General features: G+C 38.5%; 15 protein-coding genes. 6 read left to right on the forward strand and 9 right to left on the reverse strand.

What is annotated here, in order from left to right; translation table 11 throughout:
* Positions 1-553: 553 nt before the first annotated feature.
* From GXK58_RS27800 to GXK58_RS24985, 3 genes are all read right to left on the reverse strand, one after another.
* Complete coding sequence (locus tag GXK58_RS27800; RefSeq protein WP_160725878.1) at positions 554-787, reverse strand: IS3 family transposase; 234 nt, start codon at positions 785-787, stop codon at positions 554-556.
* A 74-nt stretch (positions 788-861) separates the two neighbouring features.
* Positions 862-1,533: a fructose-6-phosphate aldolase gene (gene fsa / locus GXK58_RS24980; RefSeq protein ID WP_160725879.1), complete on the reverse strand. Its 672-nt coding sequence runs from the start codon at positions 1,531-1,533 to the stop codon at positions 862-864.
* A 229-nt stretch (positions 1,534-1,762) separates the two neighbouring features.
* Entirely contained in the window at positions 1,763-2,887 is a 1,125-nt protein-coding gene (locus GXK58_RS24985; protein ID WP_160725880.1) for an ROK family transcriptional regulator, read from the reverse strand.
* A gap of 218 nt (positions 2,888-3,105) precedes the next feature.
* Here GXK58_RS24985 and GXK58_RS24990 point away from each other — a divergent pair, with 218 nt between their 5' ends.
* From GXK58_RS24990 to GXK58_RS25005, 4 genes are all read left to right on the forward strand, one after another.
* Entirely contained in the window at positions 3,106-3,882 is a 777-nt protein-coding gene (locus GXK58_RS24990) for an SDR family oxidoreductase (protein WP_160725881.1), read from the forward strand.
* Between the two features lie 23 nt (positions 3,883-3,905).
* On the forward strand, positions 3,906-5,435 hold the full coding sequence (locus GXK58_RS24995; RefSeq protein WP_160725882.1) for an FGGY-family carbohydrate kinase: 1,530 nt from the start codon (positions 3,906-3,908) through the stop codon (positions 5,433-5,435).
* Between the two features lie 48 nt (positions 5,436-5,483).
* Positions 5,484-6,842: an MFS transporter gene (locus tag GXK58_RS25000; RefSeq protein WP_160725883.1), complete on the forward strand. Its 1,359-nt coding sequence runs from the start codon at positions 5,484-5,486 to the stop codon at positions 6,840-6,842.
* Between the two features lie 248 nt (positions 6,843-7,090).
* Complete coding sequence (locus GXK58_RS25005) at positions 7,091-7,657, forward strand: TIGR00730 family Rossman fold protein (RefSeq protein ID WP_160725884.1); 567 nt, start codon at positions 7,091-7,093, stop codon at positions 7,655-7,657.
* A gap of 168 nt (positions 7,658-7,825) precedes the next feature.
* Here GXK58_RS25005 and GXK58_RS25010 read toward each other — a convergent pair whose 3' ends face one another.
* The 3 genes from GXK58_RS25010 to GXK58_RS25020 form a co-directional block, all read right to left on the reverse strand.
* Positions 7,826-8,041: a hypothetical protein gene (locus GXK58_RS25010; RefSeq protein WP_160725885.1), complete on the reverse strand. Its 216-nt coding sequence runs from the start codon at positions 8,039-8,041 to the stop codon at positions 7,826-7,828.
* An 858-nt stretch (positions 8,042-8,899) separates the two neighbouring features.
* Positions 8,900-9,220, reverse strand: a complete 321-nt coding sequence (locus tag GXK58_RS25015; protein WP_160725886.1) for an 8-amino-7-oxononanoate synthase — start codon at positions 9,218-9,220, stop codon at positions 8,900-8,902.
* A gap of 14 nt (positions 9,221-9,234) precedes the next feature.
* On the reverse strand, positions 9,235-10,131 hold the full coding sequence (locus tag GXK58_RS25020; RefSeq protein WP_160725887.1) for an HD-GYP domain-containing protein: 897 nt from the start codon (positions 10,129-10,131) through the stop codon (positions 9,235-9,237).
* Positions 10,132-10,580: 449 nt separating this feature from the next.
* Here GXK58_RS25020 and GXK58_RS25025 point away from each other — a divergent pair, with 449 nt between their 5' ends.
* Both GXK58_RS25025 and GXK58_RS25030 read left to right on the forward strand, forming a co-directional pair.
* A complete protein-coding gene (locus tag GXK58_RS25025) occupies positions 10,581-12,059 on the forward strand; it encodes a LysM peptidoglycan-binding domain-containing protein (RefSeq protein ID WP_160725888.1) in 1,479 nt (492 codons plus the stop codon).
* 104 nt (positions 12,060-12,163) lie between these two features.
* Positions 12,164-12,340, forward strand: a complete 177-nt coding sequence (locus GXK58_RS25030) for a DUF2187 family protein (protein ID WP_337248219.1) — start codon at positions 12,164-12,166, stop codon at positions 12,338-12,340.
* 112 nt (positions 12,341-12,452) lie between these two features.
* Here GXK58_RS25030 and GXK58_RS25035 read toward each other — a convergent pair whose 3' ends face one another.
* From GXK58_RS25035 to GXK58_RS25045, 3 genes are all read right to left on the reverse strand, one after another.
* Positions 12,453-13,679, reverse strand: a complete 1,227-nt coding sequence (locus tag GXK58_RS25035) for a DUF3298 and DUF4163 domain-containing protein (RefSeq protein WP_160725889.1) — start codon at positions 13,677-13,679, stop codon at positions 12,453-12,455.
* Positions 13,680-13,913: 234 nt separating this feature from the next.
* Complete coding sequence (locus GXK58_RS25040) at positions 13,914-14,108, reverse strand: hypothetical protein (RefSeq protein ID WP_160725890.1); 195 nt, start codon at positions 14,106-14,108, stop codon at positions 13,914-13,916.
* Between the two features lie 380 nt (positions 14,109-14,488).
* Positions 14,489-14,851, reverse strand: coding sequence for a putative zinc-binding protein (locus GXK58_RS25045; protein ID WP_160725891.1), 363 nt, complete (start codon positions 14,849-14,851; stop codon positions 14,489-14,491).
* Positions 14,852-15,171 lie beyond the last annotated feature (320 nt).

Consider the following 15,171-nt stretch of genomic DNA (forward strand, 5'->3'; position numbering starts at 1 on the left):
AAATGAATAATTATTGTTTGTTGACGTTTTTGTTTGTTTAGTTTTCAAAGAACAATCTGTCGTTCGTTCAAAAGCGACTTTAATATCATATCAAGTTATTAACTATAAGTCAACAACTTTTTTTCAATCACTTTGTCGTCTTGGTGACGACTTTTAATATATTACAGCATAGAGATTAATGCGTCAAGCATATATTCATAATTTTTTTCAATCTGATAACAACATTATTTACTATTGATTTCCCTGTCTTTTCCCCAAACGATAAAGTAGACCCTCACGTTTCCAGACGTGGGAATAAGCATCTTTTACTCGACTATTTGAAAAAGCACTATCCGTAATTAAGTAACCAAAATAAGCGTAGGTCATCCGCTTAGGTGCATAATGGAACTCGTTTCGGGGTAAATAAGGGAAGGATTTCCGACTTTAAAGAAATAAAATCCCTCATATCACGTTTTTCGAGTTGATAGGCGGAATCTCTCCGCCTATTAAAGTTATTTTCAGTGCTATTTTCAATTTAAGGTGAATTTTTCCTTCTATTTATCAAATCGGGTGTTTAACGAGATTCTCCACCTGATAAGAGCTGGCCCCCACGATCCCATAAGCCGTTCATGAGGACACTTTTAGTAGCTCTGAACTTATCTCCTTTTAACCTGAGTTTATTCATGACGCGTTGTAACTTCTTATGATTCAATTTATTGCCTCGTTTTTTCAACTTTAGCTTTATACGTCGATAACCATAAGACGTTCTTACAATCATTAACTTAAATTGTTCACTATGTTTAGCCATAAAAATACACCCCAAAAGTCAGATTTCACTCTAACTTTGGGGTGCGGTACAAAGCAAGTCATGCATTTTCGATTTTATTTTAGAGCAAGTGTCTTTTCCCAATCGGCAGCAAATTTTTCCATACCCTGATCTGTTAGTGGGTGCTTAGTAAGCTGTTCAATGACACTATATGGAATAGTGGCGATATGTGCACCTGCCATAGCAACACGAGTCACATGGTCTGGGTGACGAACAGAAGCTGCAATAATTTGTGAATCCAAGTTATGGATACGGAATAACTGAGCAATTCTTTCAACTAATTGAACACCATCTTCAGAAATGTCATCTAAACGTCCTAAGAATGGAGAAACATAAGTTGCACCAGCTCTAGCAGCTAATAATGCTTGGTTTACCGTAAAAATAAGGGTTACATTTGTTTTTACACCTTTGTTGGCAAGATAACGGCACGCTTCTAAACCGGCAATTGTCATCGGAAGTTTAATAGTTACCTTTGAATCTCCACCATTAATCTTGATTAGTTCTTCTGCCTGCGCAATCATTTCTTCAGCTGTTACAGCATCAGGAGTGACTTCTGCAGAAACAGATTCAACCTCTGGAACTGCTTGACAGATCTCTTCAATACGATCTTCAAATTTTACGCCTTCTTTTGCTACTAAGGAAGGGTTAGTGGTAACACCAGCTAGCACTCCTACGCGATAGGCTTTCTTAATGTCTTCTAGGTTAGCAGTATCAATAAATAGTTTCATAACGATGTTCCGCCCCTTTTTCAGAATTTAATAGATATTAAGTCTACTTCCTTATATTAAACGATTTCCTTTTATTAGGCAATGCACTTTGTGAAAACCCTCTCAATTTTTTATATGGTGCCTGTCACCAAAAGTAATAGATTGATAGTGTTTAATTCAGATGCGAACCTGCGGCCGATATGGTTCCTGATCAAAAAAGAAGCAAGAGACACCCCTTGCTTCCATGACGTTATATACTATTCAAAAATGATTGAATAAATGGGATGGCAGCCCCCATCGGTACTCCATTTGCCGGTGAACGGCTAATATGAATAAAGGGAGTATTACTTGGAAATGCTGTTTTTTCATTTACTTTTTCATGAAGAATTTCAATATCTTCTTCCTTTAAGTAAGAAGATATATGTCCGCCTAGAATAAATTCTCTGTTAAGGACAAGATGGATATTGTTAATCGAAAGAGCTAAATAATCTAAAAAGGAATGCCACCTCTCTACATAAGAAGAGATTCCGGAGCGGACCCGTTCGAAGAAAAGATCTAATGTTTCCTCTTCTTCTAGAAGTGCATTAACAGAGCTATATGTTTCCATGCACCCTTTCTTTCCGCAGTAACAAGCAGGACCCTCCGGATTAATCGTCATATGTTCGACCGTCCCACTATGTCCTTCTTTTCCCATATAAATCTGACCATCAATGAAAATGGCGCCTCCAAGGTGAGGCCCAATCGAGAGATAGACAGCATCTCCAATATCATTTCTTACCCACAACTCTGTGGTTGCCGCACACTTCGCATCATGTAAAAACAGACAGGGATATGGGAGATACTGTGCAAAAACATCAATATCTAATCCTGTAGCGATTAATATTTTTCCATATGTGATCTTAGTTCCGTCATTTGACGTCAAGCCTTGGACAGCAAAACCAATCCCCAGAACCTGCTCCTCTGACACATCAAGAGATGCGATAAAAGACTGTACAGCTTGGCTTAATTCCCTGTAATAACGATCTTCATTAGAATAATCCATCGCTAGTTTCTCTTGCTGAAAAGCATCTCCACGTAAATCAATCGCCAGAATCTGAACAGTCCTCTTCTGAATCTCTACCCCAATGCTTATCCGAGCCTGAGGGCAAAGGCAATAGGCTGCTGCACGCCTGCCAACGGAAGATTCAAACTGCCCGCTCTTCTCAATCAGTTTTTCTTTTTCCAAGCGAACAAGATTCTGAGTGACCGTCGGTAAACTCAAATGAAGCTGATTGGCAACCTCTTGTTTCGAAAGTTTCTCATTTTGATAAATGAGATGATAAATCGAGGAATAATTGCCTTTTTTTATATCTTTAAACGTAATGCTAGTGTCCATGGAAAAATTACCCCATTTTATAAACTAATTTTATAAAAACACTTACTTTAACTCTTTTAAATATATCACAAGTGCGGATACAAACACAGCTTTGTCAAAAAGTGTCTGCCAATTAAAAATTTTATATTTATTGACTATCGAAGGAAAACGTTCTATTATGTAAATGTATTTTATAAAAGTATTTTACAAAATAAATTAACGAAAAGGGAATGGGAAAAATGGGGATTATTGAAAAAATGAGATTGGATGGAAAGAAAATTTTTGTAACAGGCGGTGCAAGGGGTATTGGAAAAAGTGTGGCAACGGCTTTCGCTGAAGCAGGAGCAGATATTGCAATTGTAGACTTGGATATTGAAGAAGCCACAAAGACGGCTAAGGAACTGGAAGAGAATAATGGGATCAAGTCCATTGCGATCAAAGCAGATGTCACCAACCCAGCAGATGTAGATGCCATGATCGAAACAATCCTAGAAACATTTGGCCGTTTAGATGTTGCCTTCTGTAATGCTGGAATCTGCATGAATATACCAGCAGAGGAAATGACCTTTGAACAGTGGAAAAAAGTCATTGATATTAATCTTACCGGTGTATTTTTAACAGCCCAGGCAGCTGGAAAAGTCATGTTAAAACAAGGCGGCGGTTCCATTATTAATACCGCTTCAATGTCAGGCCATATTGTCAATGTACCGCAGCCACAATGCTCGTACAATGCTTCTAAAGCAGGAGTCATCCAGTTAACCAAATCACTGGCAGTGGAATGGGCAACAAGAAATGTGCGCGTCAATTGTATCAGCCCTGGCTATATTGGAACAGAACTTACCTTAAACTCTCCAAGCTTACAGCCATTGATCGCACAGTGGAATGAAATGGCACCGCTTCAACGCATGGGCAGACCAGAAGAACTTCAGTCCATCTGTGTGTATCTTGCAGGAGACACTAGCAGTTTTACAACAGGATCCGACTTTGTCATCGATGGCGCTTTCACTTGCATTTAATAGATTCCTAGGAGGACACATCTATGAATTACTTACTCGGTACAGATATCGGGACATCCGGTACCAAAACCATCCTTATGGACACAGACGGCAATCTGATTGCTCAAGACTTACAAGAATACGATGTATTAACGCCAAAGCTTTTATGGGCAGAGCAATGGCCAGATGTTTGGCTTGAGGCAGCGAAAACATCGATAAAAAACACGGTACATAAGTCCGGAATAGCGGCTGAGAACATACGTGGAATTGCCATTAGCGGACTATATGGAGGGTCAGGAATTCCACTGGATGAAAAAATGGAACCTGTTAGGTCGTGCATGATTTGGATGGATCGCAGAGCAGAAGCAGAAACAAAGTGGGTCTTAGATCATATCGGTGAGGAGAAACTTCGCGAAATCACCCATAATGGGGCCGATCCTTATTACGGCTACACCAAAATGCTATGGATGAAAAATCATGAACCGGAAAACTGGAAGAAAACCAAGCTCTTCCTCCCGCCAAATGATTATGTCATTTATAAACTAACCGGAGAAATTGCGATTGATTATTCCTCTGCAGGAAACATCGGCGGAATTTTTGATATGAATAACCGGACCTGGTCAAAAGAACTGATGGATGAGATGGGAATTCCGCTTTCAATGATGCCAGAAAAAATCGTGGAATCAACCGATATCGTCGGTGGATTGACAAAAGAAGCCGCAGTAGAGCTTGGGCTTTCGGAAGGAATGCCGGTAATCGCCAGTGGGATTGACTGCGGTGCAGCCAATATTGGTCTCGGTGTATTTGAATCGGGGATTTACGCAGCGGCAATTGGCACTTCGATGTGTGCAGCCTTAATTTCCGACCAACCAGTGAAAGGAAAAGATCTGATTGTTTGGCCGTATTTATATGATGCAAAAAGACTTTCCTATTATTTTGCTGGCGGGGCTACAGCTGGAGCAATTGTAAAATGGTTCCGTCAAACGATGTGTCAATATGAATTGGAAGTAGAAAAAGCTGGCGGAGAAAATGCCTATAATGTGTTAAATGAACAAGCTGCCAACATTCCAGTTGGAAGCGAAGGGTTGATAGTCCTTCCTTACTTTATGGGAGAAAGAAGCCCTATCTGGGATTCAGATGCGAAAGGAACCATCGTTGGACTTTCATTAGCCCATACAAAAGCGCATATTTATCGTGCCTTTCTGGAAGCGGTTGCCTTTAGCTTACGAGATGCAATGGAAGCGACCGGAGAAAATCTCGGTGAATATATCTTGCTGGCCGGCGGGGTCACCAAGTCAACATTATGGAGACAAATCTTTGCCGATGTGACAGGCTATCCAGTAGTTTGTCCCCTTCACGATGTAGAAGCGAATATGGGAGACGTCATGCTGGCTGGAATTGGTACAGGTCTTCTCTCTTATGAAGATGTGAAGAAATGGCAGGTTCTCGATCAGAAGCTGATGCCAAATCCAGAGAATCATAGAAAATATAATGACTATTACCAAGTTTATAAATCTATCTATCAAAATTTAAAGTCTGATATGAAAACGTTGACAAGACTTTCTACAACATGATTTGTGCATATGCTTTACCTATATTTTAAAAAAGGATATGTGATAGAAATGAATATATGGAAAAAAAGAATTGGATACGGGGCGGGCGATTTCGCCTGCAACCTCGTATTCAGTACAATGGCGTCTTACTTGTTGTTTTTTTATACAGATGTCTTTGGAATAACGGCAACCGTTGCTGGTACTTTAATGTTAATAACCAAAATCATCGATGCCTTTGCCGATACGGGTATGGGATTATTGGTTGACCGGACTCGTACTAGATGGGGGCAAGGAAGACCCTATTTCCTGATTGGAGCCATTCCTTTTGCTGCCTTCACTGTCATGACCTTTATCGTTCCTGAGTTCGGTTTGTCAGGTAAAATCTTATGGGCTTATATTACTTATTGCTTGTTAAACATTGCTTATACAGTGGTCAATATCCCATTAAACACCATTGTGCCAAGGTTGACCTCAGATAACCATGAACGTAACTGGTTAGTATCGACTAGAATGATTTGTGCGTTAATTGGAACCGCTTTAGTTATGTCGGTTACGACACCGATGGTCAATTTCTTTGGTCAAGGAAATACACAAAAAGGTTATTTAATTACAATGACGATTTATGCCATCTCCGCGGTCCTCGTATTTGTGTTTACCTTTATGAATACAAAAGAGGTGGTTCCGCCAACCGTCCAGCCTGGGAAGTCCTCTTTTAAAGAAGATTTTAAAGGATTGACTGGCCCTGCCGTTATTTTCTTTATCTTGAACTTTCTCTATTTTGGTCTTTTTGTCATTAGAAATACGACCGTTATCTACTATTTTACATATAATCTAGGACGCACGGATTGGCTGACCTTTGTAGGACTATTCGGCATTCTCTCTGGTCTGCCAATACTGCTGATTTTACCATGGCTGCAAAAGAAAATGACTAAGAAAAATGTATTGCTTTTAAGTACGGTCATTTATATTGTTGGAGATTTAGTGATTTATTTCGGAAAAACCTCACCTGTCTTACTGATTGTAGGTTTGGCGATTACCGGACTTGGGATTTATGGTATCTTTGGCACCACTTTTGCAATTCAGCCAGATGTTATTGATTATTCCGAGTACAAAAACAATCGAAGTATTGCAGGGATGATTGCCGCTTTCCAAGGATTTTTTGTAAAAGTAAGCTTGGGCCTTGGAAGTGCACTTGTAGGAGTGATTCTAAAAATGGGCGGTTATGTACCAAATGCCAAACAAACTGAAACCGCTTTAAGCTATATTGAAACCAGCTTTATCTGGGTGCCAATGGCCATTTGTGTACTGATTGGAATAACGATGTGGTTTTATAAACTCGATGATAAACGGGCGGCGATGGATGTGGAACTTGAACGTCGACGTACCTTAGTAAACAACGAAGTAAATCAGAAAGTTGTAAACGTTTAATAAAGCGAATTCAAGCTGCTAGAGACTAATTTCCGTATCGAGTATGTCTATGTAGACAAATTAGTAGTAAATTAATAGAGAATAGCAAGCATATGTACTGCACGCTCAAGGGTTAGAGTAAAATTTAACTTTTGGGTGTATTTTTATGTCTAAATGTAGCGAACGATTTAAAAAATATATTCGTCCCTTTACCTCGATTCTAGTTACAATAGGAAATACATAGACTAGATATAAAAAGGAGGCAATTCATGAAACGGTTAGCAGTTTATTGCGGTTCAAGCTTTGGTGCTTCAGAAGTCTATAAACTTGGTGCCATCCAATTGGGAAAAGAATTAGCGAAGCGGAACATTACCTTAGTTTATGGGGGATCTAGCAATGGACTGATGGGTGTCGTTGCAGATACAGTCCTGCAAGAGGGTGGACAAGTGATTGGTGTAATCCCAAAAGTGCTGGTTGACCGAGAAATCTCTCATCCAGGGCTGACCGAATTATTTACTGTTGACACCATGCACGAGCGAAAAGCGAAAATGGCGGAGTTAGCAGATGGATTTATCGTCATGCCTGGTGGAACAGGTACGATGGAGGAATTTTTTGAAGTTTTTACATGGGGACAGATCGGGTTGCATCAAAAACCCTGCGGCCTCCTGAACATCGAGCACTATTATGACCCCCTCATGAACTTGTTTGAACATATGATTGATCAAAAATTTTTACAAGAGAAATTCCGTTCCATGCTTATTATAGAAGAAAAACCAGATCTGCTCATCAAGCGGTTCTATGAATACGTGGCTCCGACTGTAAAAACATATGATTAGAAATAAATGGAGAAGCCCTGGAAACCCTAAAAAGAAGCATGGGAACACCCCATGCTTCCGTGAACAGTTATTTTTCGCATAATAATTAATGCAGAAATATAAGCAGTTTATATGTAATGGGGCGTATCATTTCTTAAAATACATGTGTTACCTTAACAAAGTTTCCATTTAGGCCCCTTTTTCTTTTCCTATATCTTCAAATATTTTTTCAAATACCTCGAAAGTTTCTGTATCGATTCCAGCCATCCGGTGAATAGATTTGATTTCTTGTCCGGTTAAATCCCTGTTTAACTGTTTTGAAATTAAACGAACTAATCGCTTATATCGATCTTCTTCATCAGTTATAAAGGTAATAGCCTCTAAAAATTCTTTTCTAGACATCATGTTGAAAATTCCTCCCTCTTTATAGCTCAAAAATTATCTCTTTTTTATAATTTCCCGTAAACTTACATTTACCCAGCTTGCTAAGCCCTTCTTAGTCCCAATCTTGCCCAATAATCAGTAAAATTAAACACCTGCCAACCGATAATTCAGAATACTTAATTTATTTAATATATGGAGTAAATTGGCAGTGTAGCAATTATTGCATATATAATCATATTTTTGTATAATAATACTGGGTTGGATGGTTAATGTGAACATCATGGTATTCAGCGTAGGCGGGGCTAATACAAACTAAGGATAAGGGTCTTTTAGCTGCATTTTCAAAATAATAAAAGTTAATAATTGGTGAATATTTAATAAAAATAATGCTTTTATCCTTCTTATCAAATGCATATTTAGATAAGAAGTACTTTAAAAATATGTTGATTTTGTAAACGTTTTCAATTATAATGTTAGTAGGCGGATGGCATACGTGGTCATCATGGTATTCAGCGTAGGTGGGGCTGGTACTAATATTTTTTTGAGTAAGAGCTTGAAGGCTCTTTTTTATTTGCCTATTTTTAAATGAAGATCTATGGATATGCTTCAATCATGGAGGTAACGGGTTTATAATGATCCATTTTTCTTTAAGTGTGATGCAGATTGGTTATAGACTACCCTGTTAATCTAACTTTTCTATTACACCTCCCTTAAATAAGCAGCCTGATTCTCTAATAAAAAGCCCGCAAATATACGACGCTGTATCTTATTACTCTACTAATTAATTCTTCTATAATATAAAGTAAAAAGCCCAACTCAAGTGAGAAGGACTCAGATTAACATAGCTGCACCGGAAGTAAATCCAACTCGGTTGTTCTATTAAAATGATACTATTGGAGGGTCAATACCTAAAACTGGCACTCCATTAACAGTCAACCATATGTAATAATGGTCAATTTCTTTTCCAGAGATCTTTTCAAGTTTCGCAATAAATGATTCTTGAACTTTGAAAGAATAAGCTGCTGTTTGAGGACCTAGCGGTATGCCTTTTAATCCTAATTCATCAGCTAATTGTCTTGCTTGGTCACTACCAATCTCAATATATTTATCATATTGAGGCAGGTATTCAGCAGACGCTGGTTTTACGATAACAACAACTGATAACAGCATTGCCATCACTAAAACTGCTAATTTCTTCATCTCCTTTTTCCTCCTTAACTAATTTTAGATTGTAAAGATAAAAATATATCTACAATGTCAGGGTCGTACATTGTACCCCGGCATCGAAAGATCTCTTCTAAGGCTTCTTCTTTTGATTTACCCTTTTGATAAACCCTATCGGTTGTCATCGCATCATAAGAGTCAACAATCGCTATAATGGAAGCCTCAATGGAAATTTCATTCTTCATTAAGCCATAAGGATAACCCTTTCCATCATATCTTTCATGGTGCTGCTCAACAATGACACCAGCATCAATTAAAACTGGTAATCTGGTACTTTCCAATAGTTCTCTTCCATAAATGGTGTGTTTCTTCATAATCTCCCATTCCTCGGAAGTAAGCTTACCTGGTTTTTGTAAAATAGATAATGGAACCTTTACTTTTCCAACATCGTGTAGAAAAGATGCTTTATTTAATATTAGAAGCTGTTTTGCATTGAAACCTAGTTCCTCACCGATTAACATTGAAAATCTATTAATTCTTGCACAATGGTCGACTGTATACCCATCTTTTTCTTCAATAGTAAGGGCCAAATCGAGTATATCATGCGAAGCTTTGCTGTAGTGGTGAAAAATGGGTTGGGAAGTAATATATAGAAATTCAGTAGTTTGATTGGATTGAAAAATATAATAATCTGTAACAGGTCTCTTAAAGAAGGAATCACCAGGTTTCAATACTTTATACCCATTATCAGAGGGATATCTTAATTCACCAGACAAGACCAGTAAATACTCTAACGCCGTCCACCCTTCCGCAGGTCCTAATGCCCATCTTACTCCGGGATTTAGCTTATGGTAAATAATTTCAGTTCCGTCTCCAGATGCCAAAAGAGATATTTGGACACCTCTTACATGGACAGTTTCAATAAAGTCCTTATGATTTATGTCCACTTCAATACAGCTCCTCTTTCTTTTATAAGCCTATTGTAACAAAAATATTTCAGATTTTTCATTAAATTATTTATGAACTAGAATCTTTTATTCTAAATTAATTTATCGGAATACCAAAAAGACCTAATTTTTAAAATCCAATTCTTTAATGAGGCAGTAATTGATAAGAATTCATTCATATAGAAGTGCAGATTTATATTTTGTTAAGAAAATACGTTTCAATAATCTTCTAATAAAAAGATAGAGTTAATCTATAGGAATTTCCTCCCATGTGCCTCCCCAGCTATGATGCTCACAAGGAAGGATTAAGATTGGTTAAAGGAGGAAAAAAGAATAATTCAGAGTACTGCTCTCTGCTTTATTCATTTCCTTCCATATCCCAGTCTGGTTCAAAACCCAATTTAACTGCATAGACTAAATTACTGAAAAAAAGCAGGAGGAGATGCTTTTTGGTCATCCATGTTGTCCGCAGCGGCGAAACACTCTGGCAAATAGCAAATCAATATAAGGTTAACATGAATCGAATTGTCCAATTAAATGGGCTGCAAAACGCTAATCAGCTGGTTATTGGCCAGGCGTTAGTCGTTCCCGTCCCTGGTACATCGCACGTAATCAGGTATGGTGAAACGTTATGGTCCATTTCACAACAATATGGGGTATCGATTAACTCAATTATTCAGGCAAATCAACTAACAAACCCCTCTCTTTTGTATCCTGGCACAAAGCTAATCATCCCGCCAAGAATACACGTCACTCAAGCTGGGGAAACGTTATGGCAAATTGCCAATCGTTATGGGGTCACCGTGCAAGAATTAATCACTGAGAATCAGATTCAAAATCCAAACCTCATCTATCAGGGAACATCGTTAAGTATACCGAGACGAAAACCGGCGATTGAAGTCAACGCCTATACCTATCAACCCGACCAAGCAGCCGCCGATACCGTAAATGAACTCGCCCCATTACTAACGTATATCAGTCCATTCGCTTATTTGATCAATGAAAGCGGTGACCTTTCTCCAGCCCATGATGAGTTAACCATTCAAGCCGCCCTATCAAAAAATGTGGTACCGATGATGTCGATTACTAATTTCACCTCTTCTGCGGCAGGGTCCAATGTAGCTCATACTCTTTTATCAAGCCCCGATTTACGCGAAAAGGTTCTAACAAATATGCTGCAAATTATGGACCAAAAGGGATATAAAGGTGCAAACATTGATTTTGAAAATGTCTTGCCCGCCGATCGTGAGAACTACAATCAATTCCTTCAACTAGCAGTGGATCGCCTGCATCCTAAAGGATATTTTGTTTCTACTGCCTTGGCTCCAAAGGCCAGCGCTACGCAAGCGGGTTTATTATACGAAGCACATGATTATGAAGCACATGGCAGAATCGCCGATTTTGTGGTGTTGATGACCTATGAATGGGGATACCGGCTTGGGCCTCCACAGGCGATTTCACCTATAAACCAGATGAGGCGTGTCTTGGAATACGCAAGGACGGTAATGCCGGCTGAAAAGATATTTTTAGGATTCCAAATTTATGCCCGTGATTGGCTCCTGCCTCATGTACAAGGACAAGAGGCCGAAACATTTAGTACACAAGAGGCAGTGGCCAGAGCCATCAAATACGGAGCTGCCATTCAGTATGATACCACTACACAATCACCATTTTTCCGATACACGGATGAACAAGGCCGTGGCCATGAAGTTTGGTTTGAGGATGCCAGGAGTGCACAAGCGAAGTTCGATTTGGCAAAGGAATTTAACCTGCGTGGAATTAGTTACTGGGCATTAGGCTATCCATATCCATCTAACTGGGCATTATTAGCAGATAATTTCTCCATTAAAAAAGGAAGTCCCGTGATACGGCATAATAGTACCGAGATGAATATGAATTTTATACCACACTGGTATGGAGTTTCATAATTAATGTGTAAGATTCTATCACAAACTCTATGACAGCCCCTTTTTTACCATGTAAAATGCCAATTAATCATTCCATATTTATTAAAGTAAGGGGCGATAGGATCATGAATATAAAAAAGGCATGCGTAGGAGACAATATTGTTTCTATTTATGGGATTAAAGGTAAGGTCGAGAAAGTCGGAGAGAACTCAGTCATCATTGAAATCCTCGAAAATTTCTCAGGTAAAAGCTTTGAAAATAATCGGACCGTTGTTTCTCATAAAAGGTATGTAGTTCTATAGGAGATATTAATGCGAAACTCTCTTTCAAGTTATAAAAGTATCAGACTCATGCTAGTTCAATAAGAAAGGACCGTACACATCAACGTGCGGTCCTTTTCATATATCCGCTTATTTAAAAATCAACTTGAAAGGTTTTCATGATTTTGGGAACAACATTCTTTATGAAATCATTGGCTTGCAAATGTTTCTTTGCGTTTTGTGAAACGGAGTAAGAATATACAATATCCTTTTCCTCAGTAAGTTTCACTTCCGCTCCAGATTTCATTGAGGCCCATGTCTGTTTATCGTACATATGGAAACTAAATAATAAAGGCCGATCTTCAAACTTGAAATATACATTGATTGCAGATAACCACTTATTAACCTCAGAGTACTCAGCCCTTTCAAATATCAAACGGTCCATCCATTCCTTTGGAACTGAAAAATGATAGCCTTCAGAAACATAAATGGTTGTTGTATCATTGGGCTGCGAAATATTGATCCCATGACTTTTGAAAAATGCCGTATTTAATACGCTTTGGATATCCGAAAAAGAAAGATGATACAGAAGCGTTCCTGCAGCGAAGGGGGCATATTCATAAGGCGGAAAAAACATCATTAATCCACCCTTCGTTAAATAAACCTGTTCTAAATCATCCGAGCTGATCTGTTTAAAGTCCCCGAACACTTCAAGCATTTGCAAAACATCTTGTTTTAGGATGAGTTCACTAATGATTTGTCTGGTTTGCGACGAACCATTAAACAATTCATTCGGCTCAACAATCCTGCCATTATCCAAGTCAACCAGAATAGGAACACTCGCCGGCATGCCATGTGCGGCCCCGCTAAGATAAAAATACTGATCATACACAAAACTTATAAGGTGGTCATTTTGAAAGGTGATTTTGTATGTTGAGTCAAACGATGACGGCGCACTCGGATCTTCATTAGTCATTTGACTCTCATCAGCTGCATTCGCCTTTTTCTTTAGAAAATCATTAATTTTCGCTTGTGCCGTTTTGTCTGTCATGCCATCAATTTGCGGGTAAGTAATATGAATTGTGGGGGTTTCTTTCACAATAGATTCATCACGAATTTTTATCTTTGTCTGGGTCGTTTCAGGTGGATTGTTAGGTTTGACTTGGTCATCAGTAGTTTTTCCTGGCTGAACGGGTGGTGTTTCTTCCGGGTCGTTAGGTTTTTCTGGATCTTCAGCAGGTTTCTCCGGTGTACCTTCAGTTTGTTGCGGTTCATTTTCCTCGGTTACTTTTGGCTGGTCTGAAACTTGCTTTTTCTCCTGCATACTGCTGCATCCAGCGGCAAAGATAACAACAAGTGCAATGGCCATTACCCACTTCATCCGCTCACTCCCTTTAGTTTCCATCATATATAATTATAGTAAGGTCGTTGTTTCCTAGAATATAAATTTTATTTTCCATAAAATAGGACAGGTCTCGAAGTGGAGCATATTGTTGTGCGATAGGCCTATTGCAATTGGAACCAGCCGGGAATATTACCTTTTATAAAGCAAAAAATGCATTCGCCTACACATCAGCGAATGCATTTTTTGCTTTATTTCCTTTAAGTGATGTTATTAATGTTGTGTTAAAATATCGGAATATTGTTCTTCTAACGGGTGCGGATAACGAAACTGCACTGGCATTCCTTCTGGAATCTCTGGTTTTACCACGACCGTATGGCAGCTTATTTGACTTTCTTGAATTCTATTCGCTAATTGTTCTAAATTTCTCCCGTCATAATAAGGTAGATGGTTTTGTTCTAATTTCATGACTGACTTCCCCCTATGTAATATATTCTCTGTTCCCCTTCGACCCTTTTCCCAATAACCTCCGTGGAACTAATTGGATATAATATAATAATATAGTCATAGGGCTAAGGTTGTAAATTAATGATTTTCGACAATATTCTCAGATATTTCTAGTATTAAAATAGGTAAGAGAATCGTCTTTATTTTTCTATAATATTGCTGTTTTAGATAGTTATTTAATCAATTCGAGTTCAAGCCCATTTTTTTTAAGAGGGTAAATTATACTATTCTAATAGCACCACTAAAATACTATAACTATTCAAAATGAAAACAGGCTATTCCTTATCGGAATAGCCTTTTTCCATACCGTTCAATTTGACATATCCTTTATCATCTTTCCTTTATTTGATATTCACCAGTTCCAAAATTCGCTCGTATGTCTTTGAAAAAGTAGCAAGGTCGGGGTCTTGCCCATTTAATTTTGGAACATCAAAATCCGATAACACAAAATGGTATGTTGGCACAACGTCATGCCGATTTAAACAACTCTTCGAACAGGCCAGCGGGCATCCGTCGATTGCTATAATATCCCTGTTTGATCTAGCTGTTCGGACAAGTGGTTTTACATCCCCTCCGACACCGGCAATGCAAGACATTTCCGCAATATTTTCCCGATCCATTTTTATCGCAATCATATTTGCCGTTTGGGCAGCGGAGGAACAACCAGAGCATGAATATACAACAGGTAAATGATTTCTTTTCAATTTCGGTACTCCTTTCGTGTGTCACATCAATTTTTATATAGTTTAATTCTAGATGATTGGTCTAGTCTGTGACTTTTTTAACAATTCGGTAAATTTAATAAAAAAACATGTGGTCTTCATCGGCTGATGGGATTCAATAAGGGCTATTGGCTACCCAACCAATCTATTTCTTCTCTCTTCGGTCGTCAATAAGCCCTATTGGCTACCCAACCAATCTATTTTTTCTCTCTCGGTCGTCAAGAAGCCCTATTGGCTACCCAACTAATCTATTCTTTTCACTTCGGTCGTCAATAAGCCCTATTGGCTACCCAACTAATCTA

The organism is Bacillus sp. USDA818B3_A, from assembly GCF_009928415.1.
In the GTDB taxonomy this organism is placed as follows: domain Bacteria; phylum Bacillota; class Bacilli; order Bacillales; family Cytobacillaceae; genus Neobacillus.